The organism is Psychrobacter nivimaris (assembly GCF_904846365.1).
In the GTDB taxonomy this organism is placed as follows: Bacteria; Pseudomonadota; Gammaproteobacteria; order Pseudomonadales; family Moraxellaceae; genus Psychrobacter; species Psychrobacter nivimaris_B.
Map to the genome: position 1 here is coordinate 15,297 of NZ_CAJHAL010000001.1, position 22,561 is coordinate 37,857.

17 protein-coding genes, 2 tRNA genes and 2 pseudogenes are annotated in these 22,561 nt (G+C 43.3%); 13 read left to right on the forward strand and 8 right to left on the reverse strand.

The window, feature by feature from the left end:
- Positions 1 to 159 precede the first annotated feature (159 nt).
- The 3 genes from fba to ruvB all read left to right on the forward strand — a co-directional run bounded on the left by fba (position 160) and on the right by ruvB (position 3,055).
- Positions 160 to 1,197 (forward strand): class II fructose-bisphosphate aldolase, encoded by a 1,038-nt coding sequence (fba, locus tag JMX63_RS00075; protein WP_201569771.1) that lies wholly within the window; start codon positions 160 to 162, stop codon positions 1,195 to 1,197.
- A gap of 78 nt (positions 1,198 to 1,275) precedes the next feature.
- On the forward strand, positions 1,276 to 1,896 hold the full coding sequence (gene ruvA / locus JMX63_RS00080; protein ID WP_102092922.1) for a Holliday junction branch migration protein RuvA: 621 nt from the start codon (positions 1,276 to 1,278) through the stop codon (positions 1,894 to 1,896).
- A gap of 175 nt (positions 1,897 to 2,071) precedes the next feature.
- The gene (gene ruvB / locus JMX63_RS00085; protein ID WP_201569780.1) at positions 2,072 to 3,055 is read left to right on the forward strand and encodes a Holliday junction branch migration DNA helicase RuvB; all 984 of its coding nucleotides are present in this window, start codon (positions 2,072 to 2,074) and stop codon (positions 3,053 to 3,055) included.
- A 106-nt stretch (positions 3,056 to 3,161) separates the two neighbouring features.
- Here the strand turns inward: ruvB and JMX63_RS00090 are convergent, their stop codons facing one another.
- The 5 genes from JMX63_RS00090 to JMX63_RS00110 form a co-directional block, all read right to left on the reverse strand.
- Positions 3,162 to 4,589, reverse strand: coding sequence for an FAD-binding oxidoreductase (locus tag JMX63_RS00090; RefSeq protein WP_201569790.1), 1,428 nt, complete (start codon positions 4,587 to 4,589; stop codon positions 3,162 to 3,164).
- A 96-nt stretch (positions 4,590 to 4,685) separates the two neighbouring features.
- The gene (locus JMX63_RS00095; protein ID WP_201569792.1) at positions 4,686 to 6,347 is read right to left on the reverse strand and encodes an ABC1 kinase family protein; all 1,662 of its coding nucleotides are present in this window, start codon (positions 6,345 to 6,347) and stop codon (positions 4,686 to 4,688) included.
- Between the two features lie 102 nt (positions 6,348 to 6,449).
- Positions 6,450 to 7,154, reverse strand: a complete 705-nt coding sequence (locus JMX63_RS00100; protein WP_101206389.1) for a ubiquinone biosynthesis accessory factor UbiJ — start codon at positions 7,152 to 7,154, stop codon at positions 6,450 to 6,452.
- A 118-nt stretch (positions 7,155 to 7,272) separates the two neighbouring features.
- A complete protein-coding gene (ubiE, locus tag JMX63_RS00105; RefSeq protein ID WP_227522989.1) occupies positions 7,273 to 8,373 on the reverse strand; it encodes a bifunctional demethylmenaquinone methyltransferase/2-methoxy-6-polyprenyl-1,4-benzoquinol methylase UbiE in 1,101 nt (366 codons plus the stop codon).
- Positions 8,374 to 8,463: 90 nt separating this feature from the next.
- On the reverse strand, positions 8,464 to 9,177 hold the full coding sequence (locus JMX63_RS00110) for an FFLEELY motif protein (protein WP_201569794.1): 714 nt from the start codon (positions 9,175 to 9,177) through the stop codon (positions 8,464 to 8,466).
- Between the two features lie 320 nt (positions 9,178 to 9,497).
- Between JMX63_RS00110 and JMX63_RS00115 the strand changes: the two genes are divergently transcribed.
- Positions 9,498 to 11,189, forward strand: a complete 1,692-nt coding sequence (locus tag JMX63_RS00115) for an ATPase (protein WP_201569796.1) — start codon at positions 9,498 to 9,500, stop codon at positions 11,187 to 11,189.
- 752 nt (positions 11,190 to 11,941) lie between these two features.
- Positions 11,942 to 13,549 carry an inorganic phosphate transporter gene (locus JMX63_RS00120; protein ID WP_102092917.1) on the forward strand — a complete coding sequence of 536 codons (1,608 nt, stop codon included), beginning with the start codon at positions 11,942 to 11,944 and terminating at the stop codon, positions 13,547 to 13,549.
- Positions 13,550 to 13,665: 116 nt separating this feature from the next.
- Here JMX63_RS00120 and JMX63_RS00125 read toward each other — a convergent pair.
- A pseudogene (locus JMX63_RS00125) lies at positions 13,666 to 15,030 on the reverse strand (aminotransferase class I/II-fold pyridoxal phosphate-dependent enzyme); the annotation flags it as partial.
- Between the two features lie 53 nt (positions 15,031 to 15,083).
- Positions 15,084 to 15,318 (reverse strand): annotated as a pseudogene (locus tag JMX63_RS14655) (helix-turn-helix domain-containing protein); the annotation flags it as partial.
- Positions 15,319 to 15,797: 479 nt separating this feature from the next.
- Between JMX63_RS14655 and msrB the strand changes: the two are divergent.
- From msrB to JMX63_RS00145, 4 genes are all read left to right on the forward strand, one after another.
- Entirely contained in the window at positions 15,798 to 16,223 is a 426-nt protein-coding gene (gene msrB / locus JMX63_RS00130) for a peptide-methionine (R)-S-oxide reductase MsrB (protein ID WP_057760931.1), read from the forward strand.
- 137 nt (positions 16,224 to 16,360) lie between these two features.
- A complete protein-coding gene (locus JMX63_RS00135; RefSeq protein WP_201569807.1) occupies positions 16,361 to 16,846 on the forward strand; it encodes a glutathione peroxidase in 486 nt (161 codons plus the stop codon).
- A 224-nt stretch (positions 16,847 to 17,070) separates the two neighbouring features.
- Positions 17,071 to 17,146, forward strand: a tRNA-Val gene (locus tag JMX63_RS00140).
- Between the two features lie 37 nt (positions 17,147 to 17,183).
- Positions 17,184 to 17,260, forward strand: a tRNA-Asp gene (locus JMX63_RS00145).
- 383 nt (positions 17,261 to 17,643) lie between these two features.
- Here the strand turns inward: JMX63_RS00145 and JMX63_RS00150 are convergent.
- Positions 17,644 to 18,993 carry an MBL fold metallo-hydrolase gene (locus JMX63_RS00150; RefSeq protein WP_201569810.1) on the reverse strand — a complete coding sequence of 450 codons (1,350 nt, stop codon included), beginning with the start codon at positions 18,991 to 18,993 and terminating at the stop codon, positions 17,644 to 17,646.
- 356 nt (positions 18,994 to 19,349) lie between these two features.
- On the opposite strand from JMX63_RS00150, the gene JMX63_RS00155 reads away from it, so the two are divergent.
- From JMX63_RS00155 to JMX63_RS00170, 4 genes are all read left to right on the forward strand, one after another.
- Entirely contained in the window at positions 19,350 to 19,712 is a 363-nt protein-coding gene (locus JMX63_RS00155; RefSeq protein WP_201569812.1) for an ArsR/SmtB family transcription factor, read from the forward strand.
- A 44-nt stretch (positions 19,713 to 19,756) separates the two neighbouring features.
- Positions 19,757 to 20,164, forward strand: a complete 408-nt coding sequence (arsC, locus tag JMX63_RS00160) for an arsenate reductase (glutaredoxin) (protein WP_201569814.1) — start codon at positions 19,757 to 19,759, stop codon at positions 20,162 to 20,164.
- Entirely contained in the window at positions 20,151 to 20,924 is a 774-nt protein-coding gene (gene arsH / locus JMX63_RS00165) for an arsenical resistance protein ArsH (protein ID WP_082624620.1), read from the forward strand. The genes arsC and arsH overlap by 14 nt, the downstream gene beginning before the upstream one ends.
- Positions 20,925 to 20,991: 67 nt before the next feature.
- Positions 20,992 to 22,299, forward strand: coding sequence for an arsenic transporter (locus JMX63_RS00170; protein ID WP_201569816.1), 1,308 nt, complete (start codon positions 20,992 to 20,994; stop codon positions 22,297 to 22,299).
- Positions 22,300 to 22,561 lie beyond the last annotated feature (262 nt).

Below are 22,561 nucleotides of genomic sequence, written 5' to 3' on the forward strand. Positions count from 1 at the left end.
AGAACAATTTTTGCTATAATCACCGCGTGGTAATCATATCCAATATCATTCAGGATTTTACTAGCCTATATACGGTCAGTATGGTCGAATATACAGTGAAATGATTGCTATCAAGCTGTTTTTTAAAATACTATTCAAAATCTAATCAGAGAGCGTCTTATGGCCCTAATATCCTTACGTCAACTTCTAGATCATGCCGCTGAACACAGCTATGGTGTTCCTGCCTTTAACGTCAATAACTTAGAGCAAATGCGTGCAATCATGATGGCTGCGGATGCTTGTGATTCACCTGTTATTGTCCAAGCCAGTGCAGGCGCACGTAACTATGCAGGGTCAGCATTTTTGCGTCATTTGATTATCGCTGCGATCGAAGAATGGCCACATATTCCAGTAGTAATGCATCAAGATCATGGTATGTCGCCAGCTATCTGCCAACGCTCAATCCAGTTAGGTTTTTCATCAGTGATGATGGACGGCTCACTTGGTGAAGATGGCAAAACGCCAATGGACTATGATTATAATGCTAGCGTCACGCGCGAAGTCGTCAAAATGGCACACGCTTGCGGTGTTTCTGTAGAGGGCGAAATCGGTTGTTTAGGTAGTCTTGAAACCGGTATGGCTGGTGAAGAAGATGGCTCTGGCGCTGAAGGCGTATTGGATCATGAGCAGCTTTTGACCAGTGCTGATGAAGCTGAGCAGTTTGTAAAAGATACCAATGTCGATGCGTTAGCGATTGCTATCGGTACTAGTCATGGTGCCTATAAGTTCACACGTCCACCGACAGGTGATATCTTATCTATTGAGCGCGTAAAAGAGATTCATGCCCGTATTCCTAATACTCACCTTGTTATGCATGGTTCTTCATCAGTGCCACAAGAATGGCTAAAAGTTATTAATGAAAATGGCGGTGATATCGGCGAAACTTATGGTGTGCCAGTTGAGCAAATCGTTGAAGCGATCAAACATGGTGTGCGTAAAGTCAATATCGATACGGATTTACGTCTGGCATCAACTGGTGCTATCCGTGAATTCCTTGCAAAAAATCCAAGTGAATTTGATCCACGCAAATATTTCAAAGCGTCTATGGTAGCGATGTCAGATATCTGTACCAATCGTTTTGAAGCGTTTGGTTCTGCAGGTCAAGCATATAAAATTCGCCCAACCAGTCTTGAAGGTATGGTAAATTTTTATCAATAAGACTGTATTGTAGAACGTAGTTGTTAATCATGAAGTAGCAGCTGATTTTATAATATTTTACATAAGAGGTCGTAAATAATGATTGGATTGATTACCGGACAGGTGCAGTACTTGATGGCACCGACTGCTTGTATCATTACGACCTCTGGTGTGGGTTATGATATCGAACTGCCATTGCCTTCATTTTGTCAGTTACAGCTTAACGAACAAGCCAGCATTTGGACACATTTCCATGTTCGCGAAGATGCCCAATTGCTATACGGCTTCATCGATCGAAAAGAACGAGATGTCTTTCGCCAGTTAATTAAAATTAATGGTGTTGGAGCAAAAATGGCCTTGGCTATGCTGTCGGCAATGTCAGCAGCTGAGCTAAAAATGCACGTCGAACAAGAGTCGGAGACGGCATTGACTCGTATCCCAGGTATTGGTAAAAAGACGGCGCAACGTTTATTAATTGAGCTAAAAGATAAGTTAAAGAATATCGACGTTGATAATGGTGCGTTTGAATTGACGCCTCAAGAAACCACGATTTCTCACGAAGGCAGTATCATCGCTGAAGTAGAAGGCGCGTTGATTAGCTTGGGTTACAAAGAAAAAGAAGCTCAGCTAGCGATTAAAGCTGCTAAGAGTAAAGGAGATACTTTTGCTGATACTCAAGGCTTATTAAAAGCTACTTTACAGCAGTTATCTGGCTTTTAATTCATATTAACTAGCCGTTTATCGATAACAACCACATAATGTATCAAAGTAATAAGCGACATTGAATGTCGCTTATTTTCGTTTTAGTGCTCGCTTAATGAGGTTTTGCATGACTTATGCGCAGCGTTTGGTTATGCTATTTGTTAACTAATTTTTTAATATAATGATAAATTCTATGACGCAAGATCGCTTAATTAATCCGCTAGAAGGTGCAAGTGATGCTCCTGATGCCAATATCCGACCAGCATTATTGGCTGAGTATATTGGTCAGCCGGTGGTACGTGAGCAGATGGAAGTGTTCATCGGTGCTGCTCGTGGCCGTGACGAAGCGCTAGATCACACACTTATATTTGGTCCACCGGGTCTGGGCAAGACGACCCTCGCCAATATTATCGCTCGTGAAATGGGTGGTAATCTGCGTTCTACTTCAGGGCCAGTGCTTGAGCGCCCAGGAGATTTGGCAGCCATGCTGACCAATCTAGAAGCGGGTGACGTACTGTTTATTGATGAAATTCACCGTCTAAGCTCGGTTATTGAAGAGATACTTTATCCAGCGATGGAAGATTTCCAATTAGATATTATGATTGGCGAAGGGCCTGCTGCGCGTTCTATCAAGCTTGATTTGCCACCGTTTACCTTGGTAGCAGCAACGACTAGAGCAGGGCTACTGACGTCACCACTACGTGACCGTTTTGGGATTGTACAGCGCCTTGAGTTTTACAACATCGCTGATCTAACGACGATTGTCAGTCGAGCAGCACGTCTAATGCGTGTACCAATGAGTGAAGATGGCGCTATAGAGATTGCGCGCCGTGCACGGGGTACACCAAGGATTGCTAACCGCCTATTACGCCGTGTGCGTGACTATGCCGAGGTAAGAGGCGACGGTAGTATTAATGGCGCGATTGCAGGTAGCGCGCTAGATATGCTGGCAGTGGATAGACGTGGTCTTGATCATCTAGACAGACGCTATATCGAAATATTGCACGAGCGCTTTGACGGTGGTCCGGCTGGTGTTGAAGCAGTGGCAGCAGCGATGGCTGAAGACCGTGGTACGCTTGAAGATGTGATTGAGCCATATCTGATTCAACAAGGTTATGTGCTGCGTACTGCTCGTGGCCGCGTACTGACACAGATGGCAATCGATCAGATGTTATAGTAATCAGTATTCAATATAAAAAATGCGCCTGCTTTTGATGAGAAGTAGGCGCATTTTTTTTGGCTATCGCTCTGGCTTTAGTACGGTTTTAGTTTTTCTAATAGTATTAGGAAATAGATAAAGCCTCAGGCCATATTTTCCCTGGATTAAGGATGTTTTTAGGGTCGAGGGCTGCCTTGATAGCTTCCATAAGTATCAGGGCATTACCATGTTCTTGCTGCATATATTTTTGTTTGCCTTGTCCGATCCCGTGCTCACCCGTACAAGTACCATCCATCTCGATAGCCCGCGTGGCGAGACGACCGATAATACCCTCAGCAGTAGCTACCTCTTCAGGATTATTGGTATCGACCAATAATAAAACATGAAAGTTACCGTCGCCTACATGACCTACAATTGGTCCAATCATCCCTGATGCTTCAATATCTTTTGCAGTGGCGCTGACACATTCTGCCAAGCGAGAAATAGGTACGCAAGCGTCAGTCGATAGGGCGCTTGTCTCAGGACGTAACGCACAGCTAGCATGATAAGCATTGTGTCTTGCCTGCCAGAGACGTTTACGCTCAGCTTCATTGCTATCCCAAGCAAAATCACGACCATCAAACTCTTCGATAATATCAGCAAACATTTGCGCTTGTTCAGCAACACTTGCTTCTGTACCGTGAAATTCAACAAATAGCGTAGGCGTTTCGGTTAAATCGAGATTGGCATATTGATTACATGCTTTGATTTGCATTGCATCAAGCAGCTCGACACGAGCAATAGGTAAGCACATCTGAATGGTCAGCATTACGGCCTGGCAAGCATCTTCGATGGTTGAAAAATGACAAATGCCGCTGCCTATACACTCGCTAATACCAAATAGTTTTAGCGTGACTTCAGTGACAATACCAAGTGTACCTTCTGAGCCTATCATCAAGCGCGTCAAATCATAACCGGCCGCAGACTTCTTCGCGCGTGTGCCTGTTCGTACGATATCGCCACTTGCGGTTACTACTTCTAGTGCAAGTACCACATCTTTCATAGTGCCATAACGTACCGCATTAGTACCTGAGGCACGAGTGGCGACCATGCCGCCAATACTGGCATTGGCACCAGGGTCTATCGGAAAAAACAGCCCTGTATCGCGCAGATAGTGGTTTAGCTGCTCACGCGTCACGCCAGGCTGAACGGTAACAGTCAAATCTTCATTATTGACCTGTAAAATAGCATCCATCGCATGCATATCGATGCACAGTCCACCATAGGGAGCATTTAATTGACCTTCCAAAGAAGAGCCGATACCAAAAGCAATCACTGGCATTTGATGCTGATGACAAATTTTAACGGCCGCAGCTACTTCCTGTTTGTCCTGTACCGTTAATACAGCATCTGGCGGCTGATTGGCTAACCAAGTCATGGTATGGCCATGCTGCTCACGCACTGTAGCGTTCAAACTCAGTTGCTTGCCAAAACGTTCTTGCAAAGCTGTGATAGCCTCACTATAGTCTGGTTTATTAGTATTATGGGTCTGTGACAGTGGTAGCGCTGACATGAGGATTCCTATAGATAATGTGACTATTTAGCATTAACTTAGCATATTCAATATCCATTTGATATGCTCTATTGATAGACATTTGTTCTTTTATAATTAAGTTAAGATGCGCCAAACAACTACCAAGACAGCCAGTATATAAAATATAGGTGATAGCCAGCCGATAACTTGCGTAGCGATAGCAATAAAAATAGCAAACCCTGCGAGTGCCAACCAATCGCGGCGACGGTCGTTTAGCATGTCAGCGCGAATCTGTTGTATCTCGCGTAGTTGACTGTCCTGACGAGAGCCCTGTGAGGCAAGGCTTTGTAGCCCTTGATCTAATAGTTTAGGAATATCAGTGGTAGACAGGAGTATTTCAGGCAGTTGTTGACGCAGTTGCTGTAGATTACGCATAGGATCTAACTGCTCTTTAATCCAACTGCTTAGAATTGGTTTGGCAAGTGACCAAATGTCTAGATCAGGATATAAATCACGACCGAGTCCTTCCACATGGACCAAGGTTTTTAGCAGAAGCATCAGCTGCGGCGGGATACTCATATGATGTCTACGCGCAATGTCCAAAATCTGCATCAGTACGCCAGCAAAGTCGATATCATCGATTGATTTTTGTAGCATAGGGCCGACGGTACGTTTCATATCACGCATCAGGGCATGCTTATCAGCATTTGGCGGTATCCAGCCTGCACGGCTGACGATATCAACCACAGCGGTAAAGTTATTGTTCATTACAGCAAGTAACATCCGCGCCACGATGAGCTGATCGTCTTTTGATAAAGTGCCCATGATGGCGCAATCAAGCCCGATATAACGTGGCTCATGACCTAAATCAACTGCTTCCATACCTGCATGTAGAGTTTGCACAGGTGGCGTCTCTACGAACACATTGCCTGGATGCATATCAGCATGAAAGAAGTTATCACGGAAGACTTGGGTGAAAAATATGGTTAGGCCTTTTTCTGCAAGCGCTGCACGGTCATAACCTAACTGATCAAACATCTCAACTTGTGAGATAGGGACGCCTTGGATACGCTCCATGACCATCACGTTTTTGGCAGCGTCATAAACTTCAGGCACATACATCAATGCTGAACCCAAGAAGTTATTACGCATCTGAGTAGTATTGTCAGCCTCAAGCGTTAAATCTAACTCGTTGAGCATGACTTGCCGATAGTCTTCGACAATATCAATGATATGGACGGCACGTGCTGCTTCAATACGTGCAGATGCCCAACTTGCCAATTCTCGCAGTAGCTCAAAGTCAGAAACAATCACAGTGCGAATATCGGGGCGAACCACTTTTACCACGACTTCACGCCCATCATGTAAGGCAGCCGTATGTACTTGGGCGATAGAGGCGGCCGCTAACGGTTTGATATCGAATCGAGCAAACAAGGTTTCAATAGACTGGCCAAGACCATGTTTAGAATGCTGAATTTGGGCGACAGCGATATCAGCGTCAAAAGGCTTAACTTTGTCCTGCAACTGAATCAACTGAGCGATAATCTCAGGCGGTACCAAGTCGCGACGCGTTGAGAGTAACTGGCCAAGTTTCAAAAACAGCGTACCCATATCTTCAAGCGCATACTTAATCGCATTTGGTTGGTGCTTTTTACCCCATGCTGCTGGATGCATGCGAATTAATCGCGCCAAAGGTTGCAGTTGCGGTGCTTCTTCGATAGAAAAATGGGTATCAAGGCGATACATTGCGGCGATACGCCAAAGCTCAAGTAGACGAGCGCGGTGCGATAATAGCATGAGGTTAGGTACTCTAAACAAAGACGAAAATGGGGTAGGCGTTGTGCTTAATCATAAATAGTGCCATCGGTAATAGCGTTCATTTATGATTGAGACAATCGGCTATTGATGAAACGAGTTGTTAAGAAACTGAGCTTGCTCTTCTTTGATAGCAGCAAGTTTGGCTTCTTCTCGTTCGACGTCAGCACGTAATTTTAACAATAGCTGCTTAAGATCATTTGCTTCAGCCACCTCGATAGGGTCAGGTGTGCTATTGCCAGCTACTTCATTGGCCCAATCACTGACGTCATCAAAAGCACGTTTGGCACTATGACGCCAGCTACCTTTGAGCTGAGAGATAAGAAGGTGTAACTGGCTAGCCATTGGTTTACCAATAAAAGGCTCAAGCTGTCCAGCCACGTCAGGGTCAAATCCTGCAACCAGTTGTTTGAGCTGCATTAGCACTTTGTAATCGCCAGCGATTGGCAGGTTACCTTCCGCACCGCGCATTAGATTGAGTAGTTGAGCGGCATTGTCTACGGTGATGGTACAGTCCGGACGACTGTGACCAAAACGTGCGCGCTCCATGCCGGCTCTTTGGCGCTCATTCATCTGGCCACTTGGCTCAAATACGCTCTCTGTCGTGACCGGCTCAAAGCGCAAACGCTCATGAGTGAACAAGATATCTAAATGAATCTCCGGCATTCCCATATTAAGACGTAACACCTTACCTGCAAGGGGCGCTAAACCTGCTTTGGTAATCTCATCACTAGCAATGGCAATGTTAATTAGCTTTTCGGCACCAGCTAATAGAAGGACAGTCAGCATAAGGCTCTCGCATCGTTAAGTGAGCGCCTTCGCATTAGCTGCATCAGCGCATAGTGTGTTCGTGTTAGGTTCAATAAGGTCTGTTAAACGTAATAGTCTTGCAAATCGTACTCTATCGTTACGCTTTAAAGCCGCGATGGACAGCCACGATACCAGCAGTCAAGTTATGATAATCGCAGTTTTCAAACCCAGCTTGTTGCATCATCTGCTTGAGTGTCTGCTGATCAGGATGCATACGAATTGACTCAGCTAAGTACTGATAACTTTCAGCATCATTAGCAATCAGCTTACCCATCACTGGCAGTGCGGTAAATGAATACAAATCATAGGCTTTAGATAGTGGCTCAAATACTGGTTTGGAGAATTCTAAAATCAATAGACGACCGCCTGGCTTTAGGACGCGATACATAGATTTTAGCGCGGCATCTTTATCTGTGACGTTACGCAAACCAAAGCTAATGGTCACTAAATCGAAGCTTTCATCATCAAATGGTGCTAATGTCTCAGCGTTTGCCAAGACAAAATCAACATTATTACAACCAGCATTAATCAGGCGCTCACGGCCTACTTCTAGCATCGCAGCATTGATATCAGATAGTACTACGTGGCCATTTCGACCAACTTCACGGCTAAATACTTTGGCTAAATCACCTGTACCACCAGCGATATCAAGGACATGCTGACCAGCACGTACGCCTGATAGACTAATCGCATAGCGTTTCCACAGACGATGAATACCGAATGACATCAAGTCATTCATGATGTCGTATTTTTTGGCAACAGAAGTGAATACGTCAGCCACACGTGCTTGTTTTTCTGCTTTATTGACTGTCTTATAACCAAAATGCGTCTGCTCGTTGCCGTCTGTTTCAGGCGTGTGCGGATTATTGATATCATCACGCTGATTGAATAGCGTTTGTTTTATGGTTTGCTCTGAAGGGTTTGTGCGAGTCGTTTGATCGTTGTTTGGCATAGTGGTTTGTTGGCCTTGTGGCGTTCCAGTTGGTAGGTCTTGAACTTTAGTAAAGTCGCTATTGTCATCACTAGCAACGCTATTATTCTTGCTCGGCACGACATTGGTTGTTTGGTTGCGTAATATCTGCGCGCTAATCTGTTGATTATGAGCAATACTGTCTTTTACCAGTTTGTCTTGCAAATGACCATTAGTTGTTGTGGCTTGATTAGAAGGGGCGCTGCTATCTTTTGAATTATCAGTCATCATGTTGTCCTAGAATTTATTTTTATGATTGTCTTTATCGGAGGAAATCGTTAAATAGTAAGCGTCAATTGGCTATTCAACATATTGACCTTATGATACACCAAACGCTACTGGCTTACTGCCATTATCCGTATCATGAACCTGATCAATAATGGACAGCTCACGCTTGCAGAACGGCTCAATAAAATCGCTGACGCTGCTCAGAGGTTTCATGGCCTTAAATCCTGTATCAATAAAATCATAAAGCGGCTGGTAGCCATGACGATAGGCTGTACTTTTTGCTAGTGCAAAGGCTTTTTTGAGCATAAACGAATTTAAATGTTTGTCTGTGCGATAACAGACGTCTTTTAAATTGGCAATCTGAACTCGGCGCTCGTTTTCTTCATCGATAGTTCGATAGGCGGTTAGCATGTTCTCTTCGTTCACTGGCAAATCTTGAGCGAGTAACCACTGGGCTAAATGCAGATCTAGCTCAATGGCAAAAATTGCTGCTTGGATACCCATGCTACCAGCCTCTAGAGCTGACTCTTTGGCAAGACGTTCTAGCTTTTTCGCTTTTGGCAGGATACGTGCCAATTGCTCTGCTAATAACTTGAACTCTTCGCCACCATACAGTTGGGTGAGAAAGTAATCTGCCATTAGCTGGTTTTTGGGTTGTTCAAATAGCTCGCGATGCGTCTGCTGCAGACGTGCTTGTTGCCATGTTTGTACTTCTTTGAGCTTAGCATTTAATTCATCATCTTGGTGATGAGGCATCGCCCAAAAACGTGTCAAATGCTGTTGTAAATCAGCTAAAGCGGTCATGGCAGTAGATCCTGTAGAAGTAAATAGGGTAATCAAATTTGAGTATGGTTGTTTTAAATATGGTGGTTCAGGGCTATAAGGTTTTCAACAACTGTTCTATCCTATACTCAAAATTGTGTTCACCTTAAAAGAAAGTAATTAAGAATACAAATATCAATCTGTTACACAGCAATATTATTTACTCGATCGGCGCAGTGCTATGATTAAATGAGATGAAAATGAGCGATGAGATCGAAATATTGAGAGTTGTCCTATTAATAGCTATTCCATAAGTCACTCAACGGTAAAGCAGCCCAATAACAATAATAGCGAGTGTAATCATGTCTAAAAAAAATGATACTACTGAACCAAAAGCACCACAAGCGGTAAGTACACAATTTAGTGAGCAAATTGTGGAGCAGCGTCTAAAGCCCAATCCTTTAAGTCAGTTTTCACTGGATGAAGATTCACTTAGACTGGCATTGGTAACAGCTCAGTATGCTTTAAAAGCCACTCGCCAGCAAACGCCGCCGACCCTCAATAAGCCAACAGGCCTGTTAGTACTAGTTAACGGAATGGAGCAAGCGGGTAAAGGTACCGCCGTTAAACAGTTACGGCAATGGGTGGATCCAAGGCTGCTTAAAGTTGAGGCTACCATTGGTCATTCGCCATTGAGCTATCAGCCTATTTGGCAAGCACATACTAGCGCAATGCCGCGCCATGGTGATGTCATGGTATATTTCGGCAACTGGTATGCTGATTTATTATACAACGTCATGCGACTAGCGACATCAGATAGTGAGAACCTTGAAACATTATCAAATGATAAAGGTCAGACAGATAAAAATTCGCTTCCTATCGCTCAGTGGCAAGACTATCTACAGCAGCAGTTAGATACGCTAAAAGCATTTGAAAAGGATCTCATTTCTAATCAAACCAAATTACTAAAATGCTGGTTTCATGTTGATATCGAAACGTTACACAGTCGCTTAGAGGATGATGAAGCAGATCCGCAGTTTTTGTATCAAATTGACTGGCATAATAAGCAAGTCATCGAAAAGTTTAATGAGGTGGCTGCAACCTTGCTGCGTCAACAGGATGATTGGGTCATCATTGATGGTGACGATAAGTTAGAGGCTGCTGATAACTTTTGTCACTTGGTGCTACACGCTATGCAAACCGCGCTGGTGAGTAGTCAGGCAGATAGCAATGACAGTGACAAGGAAACGTCAGAAAACCATTCTCAGTCCGAGACACTGAAAATTAACTCAGATACTAAACAAAAACAGTTTGAGCCTGTACCGATACCTAAGCAGCTGACGTCTATTAAAGATAAAAAAATCAGTAAGTCCGACTATCGTGAGGCATTGGCAGAGAAGCAGGCAAGGCTCGCTGAATTGTTACGTGCACGCCAAGGCCAGCATGTTGTATTTGCTTTTGAAGGAATGGACGCTGCTGGCAAGGGCGGTGCAATCAAGAGGTTGGTCGCACCGCTAGATCCCCGCGAGTATCAAATTTATAATATTGGCGCGCCGATGTTGTATGAGACTCAGCATCCTTACTTGTGGCGTTTCTGGACAAGATTGCCTGACGAGCAAACCAATCGTATTAGCCGTATCGCCATTTTTGATCGTACGTGGTATGGGCGCGTGTTGGTTGAGCGTATTGAAGGATTTGCGTCGACTGATGAATGGCAACGAGCATATGATGAGATCAATCGTTTTGAGGCGGACTTGGCAGCAGCAGGAACGTTGGTTATCAAGTATTGGTTAGCGATTGATAAAAAAGAGCAGCTTAAACGGTTTGAAGATCGTGAAGAAACACCACATAAGCAATTTAAACTGACAGATGATGACTGGCGTAACCGTGATAAATGGTCAGATTATGTGCAGTCTGCAGCAGATATGCTGGCACGCACGGATACCAAGATAGCACCATGGTGTGTTATTGCGACCAATGAAAAACGTCAAGCGCGTTTAGACGTGTTAGATCATGCTATTGAGCAGTTGTCTGCATTTTCTGAAAGCAAATAGTTCTCAAAAATGAATGAGTTTTAAGGATTCTTATAGGCTCATATAATTGTATTTTCCAAGTGTTTTTCAAGTATTTCCTAAGTAGGATGGCTCGAAACATATTCGAGTTATCCTGTCTTTTACAGAGTGTGGTCTTGTCCGTATACACTAGCAGTTACAAATCTCGCAATATCATCATGCATTATGTGCTCATATTTAATATAATAGAGCGCAAAACAGCTCCTGCTAAATAATAATTTTAATTTAGCAAACAACGTGTTTTGGTTATTTAGTATAGATAACTTAATAATTACGACAAAAATTGTTACAATAGCTGTTAGGGCGTGTCTTCATTTCAAAAATGGTGATAAAAATGAGATAAATTGCCGTCAAACAAGAAAAATAGCGCAGATAATATCGGGATATTAACTAGCTATTTGACGCTGTTTGGCAAGATTTAGCCATTTTTAGCCCATTTAGATGACTATCGGGTGAATTGAAGACACGCCCTAGTAGTACCACAAATATCGCTAAGAAATATATAAGCCGCAAGATGCTGTAATCAGACGATTTGGCAATATCACTTGCGGCTTTGTGACATGTTGAAGGATGTATTATTTACTTTCTCTCTAGTCGGTTCAAAATCTTCTAACCGCATGTTGTATATTTTATATATGCTACTTCATTAGATGCCGTAACAAGCACTGTGAGTAGCAGCGCAATATTATCAACCTCATATAATTTTAATCAGCTTACGCAGGACGTACTAACGTATGGGTATTAGCAGCAGTTCTACAGAGTCAGTCAAGCCAGTTGGCTCTATGAGAATCAATCTATTTTTTGCCATTTTACTGATTGCGATGACTTCCTACTTCTTGTGGTGGGGTTTAGATTACACCATGCGTCAGCAAACGACGCTATTCATTGTGGCGACCGCTTTTGGTGTCTTTATGGCATTCAATATCGGTGGTAACGATGTCGCCAACTCCTTTGGTACTTCGGTGGGTGCAGGGACGTTGACTATCCCGCAAGCATTGGGTATTGCCGCGATATTTGAAGTATCGGGGGCAGTCCTTGCAGGCGGGGAGGTGACTGATACGATTCGAAGCGGCATCGTCGATCTAGATGGTCTATCAGTGACGCCCAATCAGTTCATTTATGTCATGCTCTCCGCATTGGTTGCAGCAGCATTTTGGCTGTTATTTGCGACCAAAAAAGGTCTGCCTGTTTCGACCACTCACTCCATTATTGGCGGTGTGATTGGTAGCTCCATTGTTTTAGGTATCACGTTAGGTGGTACGGACATGGCGCTATCAACGGTAGACTGGGGAACGGTTGGGACCATCGCTATTTCTTGGGTATTGTCGCCGCTACTAGGTGGCGTGTTGTCTTATCTTTTATATGGACAAATTAAGAAAAACATCATTGAATATAATGATAAAACCGAAGCTCATATTGCGACGCTAAAAGGCAATAAAAAAGTCTTAAAGCAAAACCATAAAGAGTTTTTGGATGGTTTGACAGAGTCTGAGCAATTGGCCTATACGTCAGCGATGCTACGTGATCAGGAAATCTATAAAGATGATGATTGTATCGTTGAAGATTTAGAAACTGATTACTACAAAAAGCTTTATGATATTGAGAATGAGCGCAGTAGCCTTGATACTCTAAAAGCACTTAAGCAATGGGTACCTATCATTGCTGCCGCAGGTGGTGCGGTGATGACTTCTCTAGTCGTCTTTAAAGGTCTGAAAAATGTTAATAGCGGCCTGACCACACTACAGGGCTTCTTGATTATGGGTATGATAGCGGCGCTAGTATGGTTAGCGACCTATATTTATACCAAGAGTATCCGCGGTAAGCATAAAGAAGATTTGACCAAAGCGACGTTCATTATGTTTAGCTGGATGCAGGTCTTTACCGCGTCAGCTTTTGCCTTTAGTCATGGTTCAAACGATATCGCCAACGCGGTTGGTCCTTTTGCCGCCATTATGGATGTGATTCGTACTAATAGTATCGCTACTGAAGCTGCGGTGCCACCTGCTGTCATGCTGACCTTTGGTGTGGCACTAATCGTTGGTCTTTGGTTCATTGGTAAAGAAGTGATTCAAACTGTCGGTACCAATCTAGCGAAAATGCATCCAGCTTCAGGCTTCTCAGCTGAGCTAGCAGCAGCAGCTGTTGTGATGGGTGCATCGACGATGGGTCTACCTGTATCAAGTACTCACACGCTAGTAGGCGCGGTACTGGGTATCGGTATCGTCAACAGAGATACTAACTGGAAGCTTATGAAACCAATTGGTTTGGCTTGGATTGTGACGCTGCCTGCAGCGGCTACTATGTCTGCCATCAGTTATCTCGTATTGAGCAACATTTTTTAATGCGCTGTTTTTATCAGTGAATTGTCATAATTGAGTTTGAATAACTAGGTTCAACGCAATAAAAAACGCTTATCAGCATCATGCCGATAAGCGTTTTTTTAATGATATATAACGATTTACTCGGTACCAAATTGCTTACGTTTTTTGGCAAAAAATCTGTCCAATCTATCCATCGCATTCTCTAGGTCAAGCAAGTTAGGTAAGAACACCAGACGGAAATGGTCGGGTCTGTCCCAGTTAAACCCAGTACCTTGAACCATCAATACGTTTTCTTCAACGAGCAAATCCATCATAAAATCCATATCATCAGTGATAGGATAGACCTCTGGATCCATTTTTGGGAAACAGTAAAATGCGCCTTGAGGCATGGTACAAGAAATACCTTTGATAGCATTAAGACGTGAGACTGCCATCTCACGTTGCTTATACAAGCGACCCTTTTCAGAAGTCAGGTCTTGCATGCTCTGATGCCCACCCATCGCGGTTTGAATAGCATATTGTCCTTGCACGTTAGAGCAAAGACGCATGGATGCTAGCATGTCTAAGCCTTCAATAAAGTCAGCTGCGTGCTGTTTGCGGCCTGATACCATCATCCAACCTGAGCGAAATCCTGCAATACGATGCGACTTCGACAAGCCATTGTAAGAGAGTACTAGCACGTCGTCAGTTAAGGTGCTCATCGGCGTATGTACATTATCATCATAGAGAATGCGGTCGTAAATCTCATCGGCCATGATGATTAAATCATGCTCTTTAGCGACTTCAATAATTTGCTTTAATAGCTCATCACTATAAAGTGAACCTGTCGGGTTATTTGGGTTAATAACCACGATACCTTTCGTTTTGCTCGTGATTTTAGACTTAATGTCTTCAATATCAGGGTGCCAGTTATCTTCTTCATTACAGCGATAGTGCACAGCAGTACCGCCAGCGAGATTGGCTGCTGCTGTCCAAAGCGGGTAGTCTGGCATCGGAATCAAGACTTCATCACCGTCATTCATCAACGCCTGCATGGTCATAACAATAAGCTCAGAAACCCCATTGCCCAAATACACATCACGTACGTCAACGGCCGACAGCAACCCCTTTGATTGGTAGTATTGCAAAATGGCTTTGCGCGCTGAGAAAATCCCCTGCGAGTCTGAATAACCAGTCGCCTCAGATAGGTTCATAGCGACATCGCGCAAAATCTCATGCGGGGCTTCTAAACCAAAAGGCGCTGGATTGCCCACGTTTAGTTTTAATATGCGTTTGCCTTCTGCTTCCATCTTATTGGCAGTCTGCAATAGAGGACCACGAATGTCATAGCAAACGTTTTGTAATTTATCAGATTTTTTTATGGTGTTCATAGCATGACCGTTTTTCGGATTGGTTGTCGAATTGGTTTTTGAGTCTTTACCAGCAGTAGAAGTTATCATGGACTGAGCATCAGTTATTTTAATATCTGACTGGGTGTGGGAAATCGTATCTATCTCTTGATGTTCACTGCGCTTTACAGATGATGTCGATTCGTCTGCATCAATAGCCTCATTGTTGAGGTCGCCGCGCAACAGATATCCTTCACTACAGCCCAAAATACGTGCAAGTGTAGGCAGCTTGGATGAGACAATACCGTTGGTACCGCGCTCCCAGTTTGAGATAGCGCCACGACTCACTTTTGCACCAGCGGCTGTCATGGCTTGTGCTAGCTGCTCAGCAGTAAATCCTTTGTCACGGCGCAACTGTACCAGTCGTTCCGCTTGCGTACTTTTGCTATTGTCGTCAGACATAGTCGTTTGAGCCTTTATTAATCAGTAGTTATTCAGTGTAGAGATATATTAAACATTTTAATTAAACACTAATGCAAGATATTATTGCATCGATAGTTAATTTGCAAACAATTTTACAATCAGCTTTATTAGTATTTGCAAGTATATCTTGCAATTAGCAATTAGCAATTAGCAATTAGCAATTAGCAATTAGCATTTTGCTTATACTTATGTAGCTCTAAATCTCTTATATAGAGCATAAAATGTATAGATATCAAAATTACATCTTTACCCATCATTATCCAAAATTAATTTGCTATATTTAATTCAGTTAATCTCCTCAATCATGTTGTCTATCTCCCAATATAAAGAGTGCTTTTCTTATATATGCCTTGAATAGTGTGTCGATAACCAACAGATAGAGCACGTCGTTCTCATAATCATATGGCGATAAAATAGTTACCGAGATTAGATAATAAATACTCGAATAAGGATAAATTATGCAAGACAATCAACTAAGCAAAGAAGAAATCAGCCAGTTGACTGAAGCTGACTGGAAAGAGCGTTTAACCGCTGATGAGTATCATATTATGCGTGAGAAGGGCACTGAACGCCCATTTACAGGTGTATATAATGATGCGACTGATGATGGCGTTTACCGTTGTAAAGGCTGCGGTGCAAGCTTGTTTGACTCAAGCAATAAATTTGATGCGAGCTGTGGCTGGCCAAGTTTTGATCAAGGTATCGATAATAGCGCGATTGAAGAGCACGTCGATAACTCGCTAGGCATGACTCGCACCGAAGTCACTTGTAGCAACTGCGGCGCACATTTAGGTCATGTATTCCCTGATGGTCCTACTGAGACAACAGGCATGCGCTATTGCATCAACTCAGTATCTATTGATTTGGATAAGTCTGAGAAGTAAGTAGGCTAAGTAGTATTAGAAGTGTGAAAGGGAAGTACACGGTGCTTCCTTTTTAATAGTTTTATTATGTGTATGATAGAAAAAGAAATACTGCATAAACACCCAAAACAACAAAAACCTCAATTTAAGGATAAATGATGAGTACAATTTATGATTTTACGGCTGAGCGCATGGATGGTAGCTCGCAAGCGTTTTCAGATTATCAAGATAAAGTATTATTAATCGTCAATACCGCAAGCAAATGTGGATTTACGCCGCAGTTCGAAGGCTTAGAGTCGCTATATCAACAGTATAAAGACCAAGGACTGGTGGTTATCAGTTTTCCTTGTAATCAATTTGGTAGCCAAGACCCAGGTAGCAATGACGAGATTGGTGCGTTTTGCCAAAAGAATTATGGTGTCAGCTTTCCGATGATGGCGAAGACTGATGTCAATGGCGCAGATGCTCATCCTATCTATCAATGGCTCAAAGAACAAAAGGGTGGCGTGCTGACAGATGGTATCAAGTGGAACTTCACCAAGTTTCTAGTCGATAGTAAAGGTCAGGTGATTGACCGTTATGCACCAACGACTAAGCCAGAAGCCATCGAAAACGACATAGAGCAAGCATTAGCCAATAAGTAAGCATTAAACTTAAAAAATATTGGTTTTGTATGAAAATATAAAATCAATAAAAACAAATGCTTGCTAGACATTCTAATAAAAATCGAAAAAATATCTAAAAAAGTGGTAAATACTGTTTGACACCCAACTGTAAATCTATATAATACACACCCACAGCAGCAGAGCTTAGTGACAAACTTAAGAGCTCAGTTGATGTTGAATAAATTGCATCGCAATTGTTCGAAGGGTGATTAGCTCAGTTGGTAGAGCGTCTGCCTTACACGCAGAATGTCGGCGGTTCGAATCCGTCATCACCCACCACTTCTTAGCAAGTGGCTAAACAAGCTAAGAGACCTAAGCAGCGGTAGTTCAGTTGGTTAGAATACCGGCCTGTCACGCCGGGGGTCGCGGGTTCGAGTCCCGTCCGCTGCGCCATATTTAAAACGAATTTAAACTCTTAAGTTTAAGCAAGTTTCGCCTCAAGTATTAGTTTACTTGGGGTTTTTTTGTGTCTGTTTTTTATGTATCTATGTTTTATGAGTGATAAGTCAGGTAAGGAAATACAGTAAGAGTCAGAATCTAGAATTAGAATCTAGAACTATGACTTATATTCACTTAAGTCGTATCAATTAAAGGTCAGCTAAAAAGACAACCTTTCTTTTATATCAGTCTTATACTGAGTAAAAGAAGGGTCGTTGTACTTATTTTAGGTATAGCATGTCTTAGTTACAGCACTTTAAAATGGCTTCGCTTAAAACTTATTGTTTAAAACTTGAGACGCGTTTAGCTCATTGTAGATTTTAGCTACGGGTAAAGAGTTACTCATGCGTTGCTTGCCATGCACCCATTGACCCTAGATAGATATCAATGTGTTCAAAACCTCGACTAGCAAGCCACCCTGCTGCTATCGTTGCCCGAGCACCGCTAGCACACATTAATGTGTAGTGGCGACTTTGGTCAAGCTCATGCCAACGCTCGTTCAGGTGACCGACATAGATATGCTCTGACCCTTCAATCGCACTAGTATTCCTCTCATCGACATCGCGTACATCAAGCAATGTCCAGTTCTGAGCCTTATTAAGACGACTCTCTACCTCAGTTGTATCGATCATAGGGGTTTGCTGCATCTGTTCCCCTTTAGCAGCGGCAGGGACGATACCTACATAGCCACCTATGATGTTATCAAAAGCAATACGCACCAGATGCTCCATCGCAGTCGCCAGTTGCTCTTCATCAGAGGCAATCAGGGACAAGCTTTGTCCTTCTTCAATAAACCATCCAGCAAACGCAGGTAGCATGTTGACAGGTAAGCTCATAGAGCCGGGCAGGTGTCCTGACGCATATGCCATTGGTTCACGAATATCGATGAGATGATCAGCATTGCAGTCATGCAGCTGTTTGAGCGAAAGGTTACGCGGACGCATAACGACTGGAGGCGCTTCACCACCTTCCATATTAAGGCGCTCCATCAATCTGAAATAGGGTGGCTGATAATGGTTCTCGCTAGTCTTGAAATCAATGAAAGCCTCACGATCGTTAATCTGTAAACGTGGGTTGTTCATTCTTTCGTGACCGACGGTAGAAAACTCACGCTCCGCCATGCCTGAACCACAGACTGAGCCTGCACCATGAGCTGGATAAATAATTGCTTGATCACCGAGCGCTAGAATGTCTTGTAACGAATCATAAAGTAAACCTGCAACTTCTCTACGATGCTCAGGATAGAAGTCAGTACGACCGACATCACCTACAAATAGTGCATCTCCAGTAAAAACGCCAACCGCCTTATCTGGGTACACCGTGTCAAACAGCGTATAAGCAAGATGATCATCAGTATGACCAGGCGTTTCTAAGACACGGATTTCTAATTGGCCAATTGAAAAGCAGTCACCATTACGTACTGTCTCAGCGTAGACAACAGGTTGTTCTGGATTGGGTCCATGCAAAACTGTTGCTCCTGTCATTGCGGCCAAGATAGGTGCTCCAGAAACCAAATCCTCATTGCGATGTGTCTCAAAAATATGAGTAATCTTAAGTCCAGCTGCGCGCGCCTTTTCTACATATATCGCACAGTCACGACGTGGGTCAATTACCGCTGCTTGACCGCCAGAGCCTACCAAGTAGGATAGGTGCGAAAGTCCAGGTGTCTTAATTTTCTCTAGTAGCATGGTTATTTCCTTATTGTTGTTTTAATCATAATAGTTATTTTAATCAGGTTTATTGGCAGTACAGAGCGAGAGCTACCAGCCAAACTTAGTTTTACTGTTGCATAAACTCGTATTCAATCTAGCATGAACTTATAAGTATCATCAATATACAATAACATATATTAAACTTGTTATTTACATAAGGCCAAACGTAGATAATTTTAAGTTGAGAAGGTGAAGTGATCGTCATTTTCACTATTTAGTTAATCGCCTCTACTCGTTGATATATATAGTTTAATTACACAGAGATATCTCTTTTAGAATAAAAATATCTGTAAAACATTGAATTATTTTAATATGTCTGTATTATTGGACATATGGAAATAACTAATGCTATCGCAAGCTTTGCTGCGCTCTCTCAAGATACTCGTTTAAAGGCTTTTAAGCTGCTTGTCAGCCATGAGCCTGAAGGCCTGCCTGCGGGCGAAATAGCCCGTCAGCTCTCTGTCCCTCATAACACAATGTCAGCCCACTTATCGGTGCTAGCACGGGCAGGATGGGTGGTCTCACAGCGTCATAGCCGACAGATTATCTATCGTGCTTCGCTATCACATATGGATAGCGTCATTCAGTTCCTGTTGCAAGATTGCTGTGCGGGACATCCAGAATTGTGTGCGTCACTCATGGATAGCCTGAGTGACTGCAGAGTAAATGAGTCTGCTGAGCAAGGTAACGATTAAACCAATTATCATTTCAATAAATACATGAAATAGGTGTAAACACTATGAAGCCATTAATCTTTCATAATCCTAAATGCGGAACCTCTCGTAACACGCTTGCCATTATTAAAGCATCAGGTGAAGAGCCAGAAGTGGTGGAATACCTGAAAAATACACCAACGCGCGATCGTTTAGTGGAGCTGTTGGCACAAATGCAGATTTCGCCTAGAGAGCTGTTAAGAAGTAAAGAAACTATCAATGATGAGCTTGGTCTGGATAATCCTGAGTTGTCTGACGACCAAATTATCGATGCCATGATTGCGCATCCTATTTTAATCAATCGTCCTATCGTAGTGACTGATAAAGGCGCTGCTCTATGCCGTCCGTCAGAGCATGTGTTTGAATTACTAGCCAATCCAGTAAGTAGCTTCACAAAAGAAGACGGCGAGGTTGTTACTCATGACAAACACTGAGGTTGACCAAACATTAGCAGTTGATCCAACTGTTTCGCCAGAATTTAGCTTAGACGATTTGCCCAATATTGATATAGATAATCTTCAGCCTATCGACATTGATTCTTTGGTTGCGCCAAATGACTCACGTCATCCACCGAAAATATTAGTGCTATACGGTTCTGTCCGTGCACGCTCGTTTTCTAGATTGGCCGCTGAAGAGTCGAGCCGGTTGCTACGTTGGTATGGTTGTGAAGTAAAAATGTTTGATCCATCCGGCTTGCCGTTGCCTGACGATGTAGACTCAGACCATCCCAAAGTGCAAGAATTGCGAGAGCTGGCGCAGTGGTCAGAAGGCATGCTGTGGGTAAGTCCAGAGCGTCACGGCAGTATTACCAGTATCATGAAAGCGCAAATCGACTGGATACCGCTGTCCCTAGGTGGTGTACGTCCAACTCAAGGTAAAACCCTAGCACTAATGCAAGTCAGCGGCGGTAGTCAGAGCTTTAATACAGTCAATCAAATGCGTATTCTTGGGCGCTGGATGCGGATGATTACTATCCCTAATCAATCTTCGATACCCAAAGCGTTTTTGGAGTTCAACGACGACAATCGCATGGATATGTCTCCGTTATATCTGCGTCTTGTCGATGTCTGTGAGGAGCTAGTGAAGTTTACTTGGCTCACACGTGGGCGTTCAGATTATCTCACTGATCGCTATTCAGAACGCGTCGAGAGTGCTGAAGAAGTATCGAGCCGCGTCAATCAAAAATCGATCTAACCTCCTAATCGATCTAATTCCCTATATTAAATCGGCTGAATAAAGTCAGCTTAAGTAAGGTTGTACAATGCTTGCATTTGCTATTTTTGTGGTCACTTTAGTCTTAGTTATCTGGCAACCTAAAGGACTGGGTATCGGCTGGAGCGCCATGGGTGGTGCCTTAGTCGCGTTAGTGCTTGGCGTCGTGCAACTATCAGATGTGGGTATCGTCTGGGATATTGTCTGGGATGCGACCTTTACTTTTGTGGCGCTGATTATCATCTCGCTTATCTTAGATCGGGCAGGGTTTTTCGGCTGGGCAGCATTGCATGTGGCACGCCTTGGCAATGGGCAAGGGCGCTTATTGTTTCCGATGATTGTCGTACTCGGCGCCTTTATTTCTGCCTTTTTTGCCAATGATGGGGCTGCGCTATTACTAACCCCGATTGTCATTGCTATCTTGCTGCGTCTGAAATTTTCGCCACCATCAGCTCTGGCATTTATCATAGCGACTGGTTTTATCGCTGATACGGCAAGCTTGCCATTGGTCACCTCAAATTTAGTCAATATTGTCAGTGCCAATTATTTCGATATTGGCTTTGGTCGTTATGCGGCGGTGATGGTACCGGTCAATATAGTGTCTGTATTAGCGACGCTACTGGTATTGTGGGTTGTCTACGCACGTCATATTCCAAAAACCTACTCGACTAGCGAACTCAGCGCTCCAGAGTCTGCTATTACCGATCCATTGGTATTCCGAGCTGCATTTCCTCTATTAGGCTTGCTATTGGTCGCCTACTTTGCGACTGAGCCGTTGGGACTGCCTATTTCACTGGTCACAGGTATCGCTGCTGTTACACTAATGGCAATCGCTGGCCGCTTATGGCAAGGCGGGCATGGTGCGGTGGTTTCAGTGAGCGACGTAGTACGTAAGGCGCCTTGGCAAATCGTCTTGTTCTCAATCGGTATGTATCTGGTGGTATATGGTTTAGGTAATGCGGGGCTTACAGCCTATGGTGCGCAAGTACTCAACTGGTTGGGACAACAAGGCGCAGTCATTGCTACCGTTGGAACTGGGTTTTTATCAGCGATAGTCGCTTCTGTTATGAATAATATGCCAGCAACCCTAGTTGGCGCGCTTGCGATCGATCAAGCACAAGTACCTGCAGCGACACGAGAGCTAATGATTTATGCTAATGTCATCGGTAATGATTTGGGACCTAAATTTACGCCGATTGGTAGTCTGGCTACTTTACTATGGTTACATGTATTGGCAGAGAAGGACTACAAAATCAGCTGGGGGCAGTACATAAAGATTGGTCTACTGATCACGCCGCCTGTGTTGTTAGTGACACTGTTAGCATTGGTATTCTGGTTACCAATATTGCCAAGCTAAGTTAGCCAATAGAGAACTTGCTACAGTAATGTTTTATCGTGACTATGATATTTACTTTTAAATATCATGGTCATAATCAAGTATGAGATAAAGTAGTTATTAGCGCTTATCAAAATGGTAAAATAGATAATCAATATTAGGGTCTGTTGAACATCCAAATATTAGGACTGCTGATCGCGAAAATCGCATCAAACTAGGCGTAAACCGACGATAATGTCGAGACCTTAACTAGGCTTGCAACAACGTTTGAGGTGATTTTAGC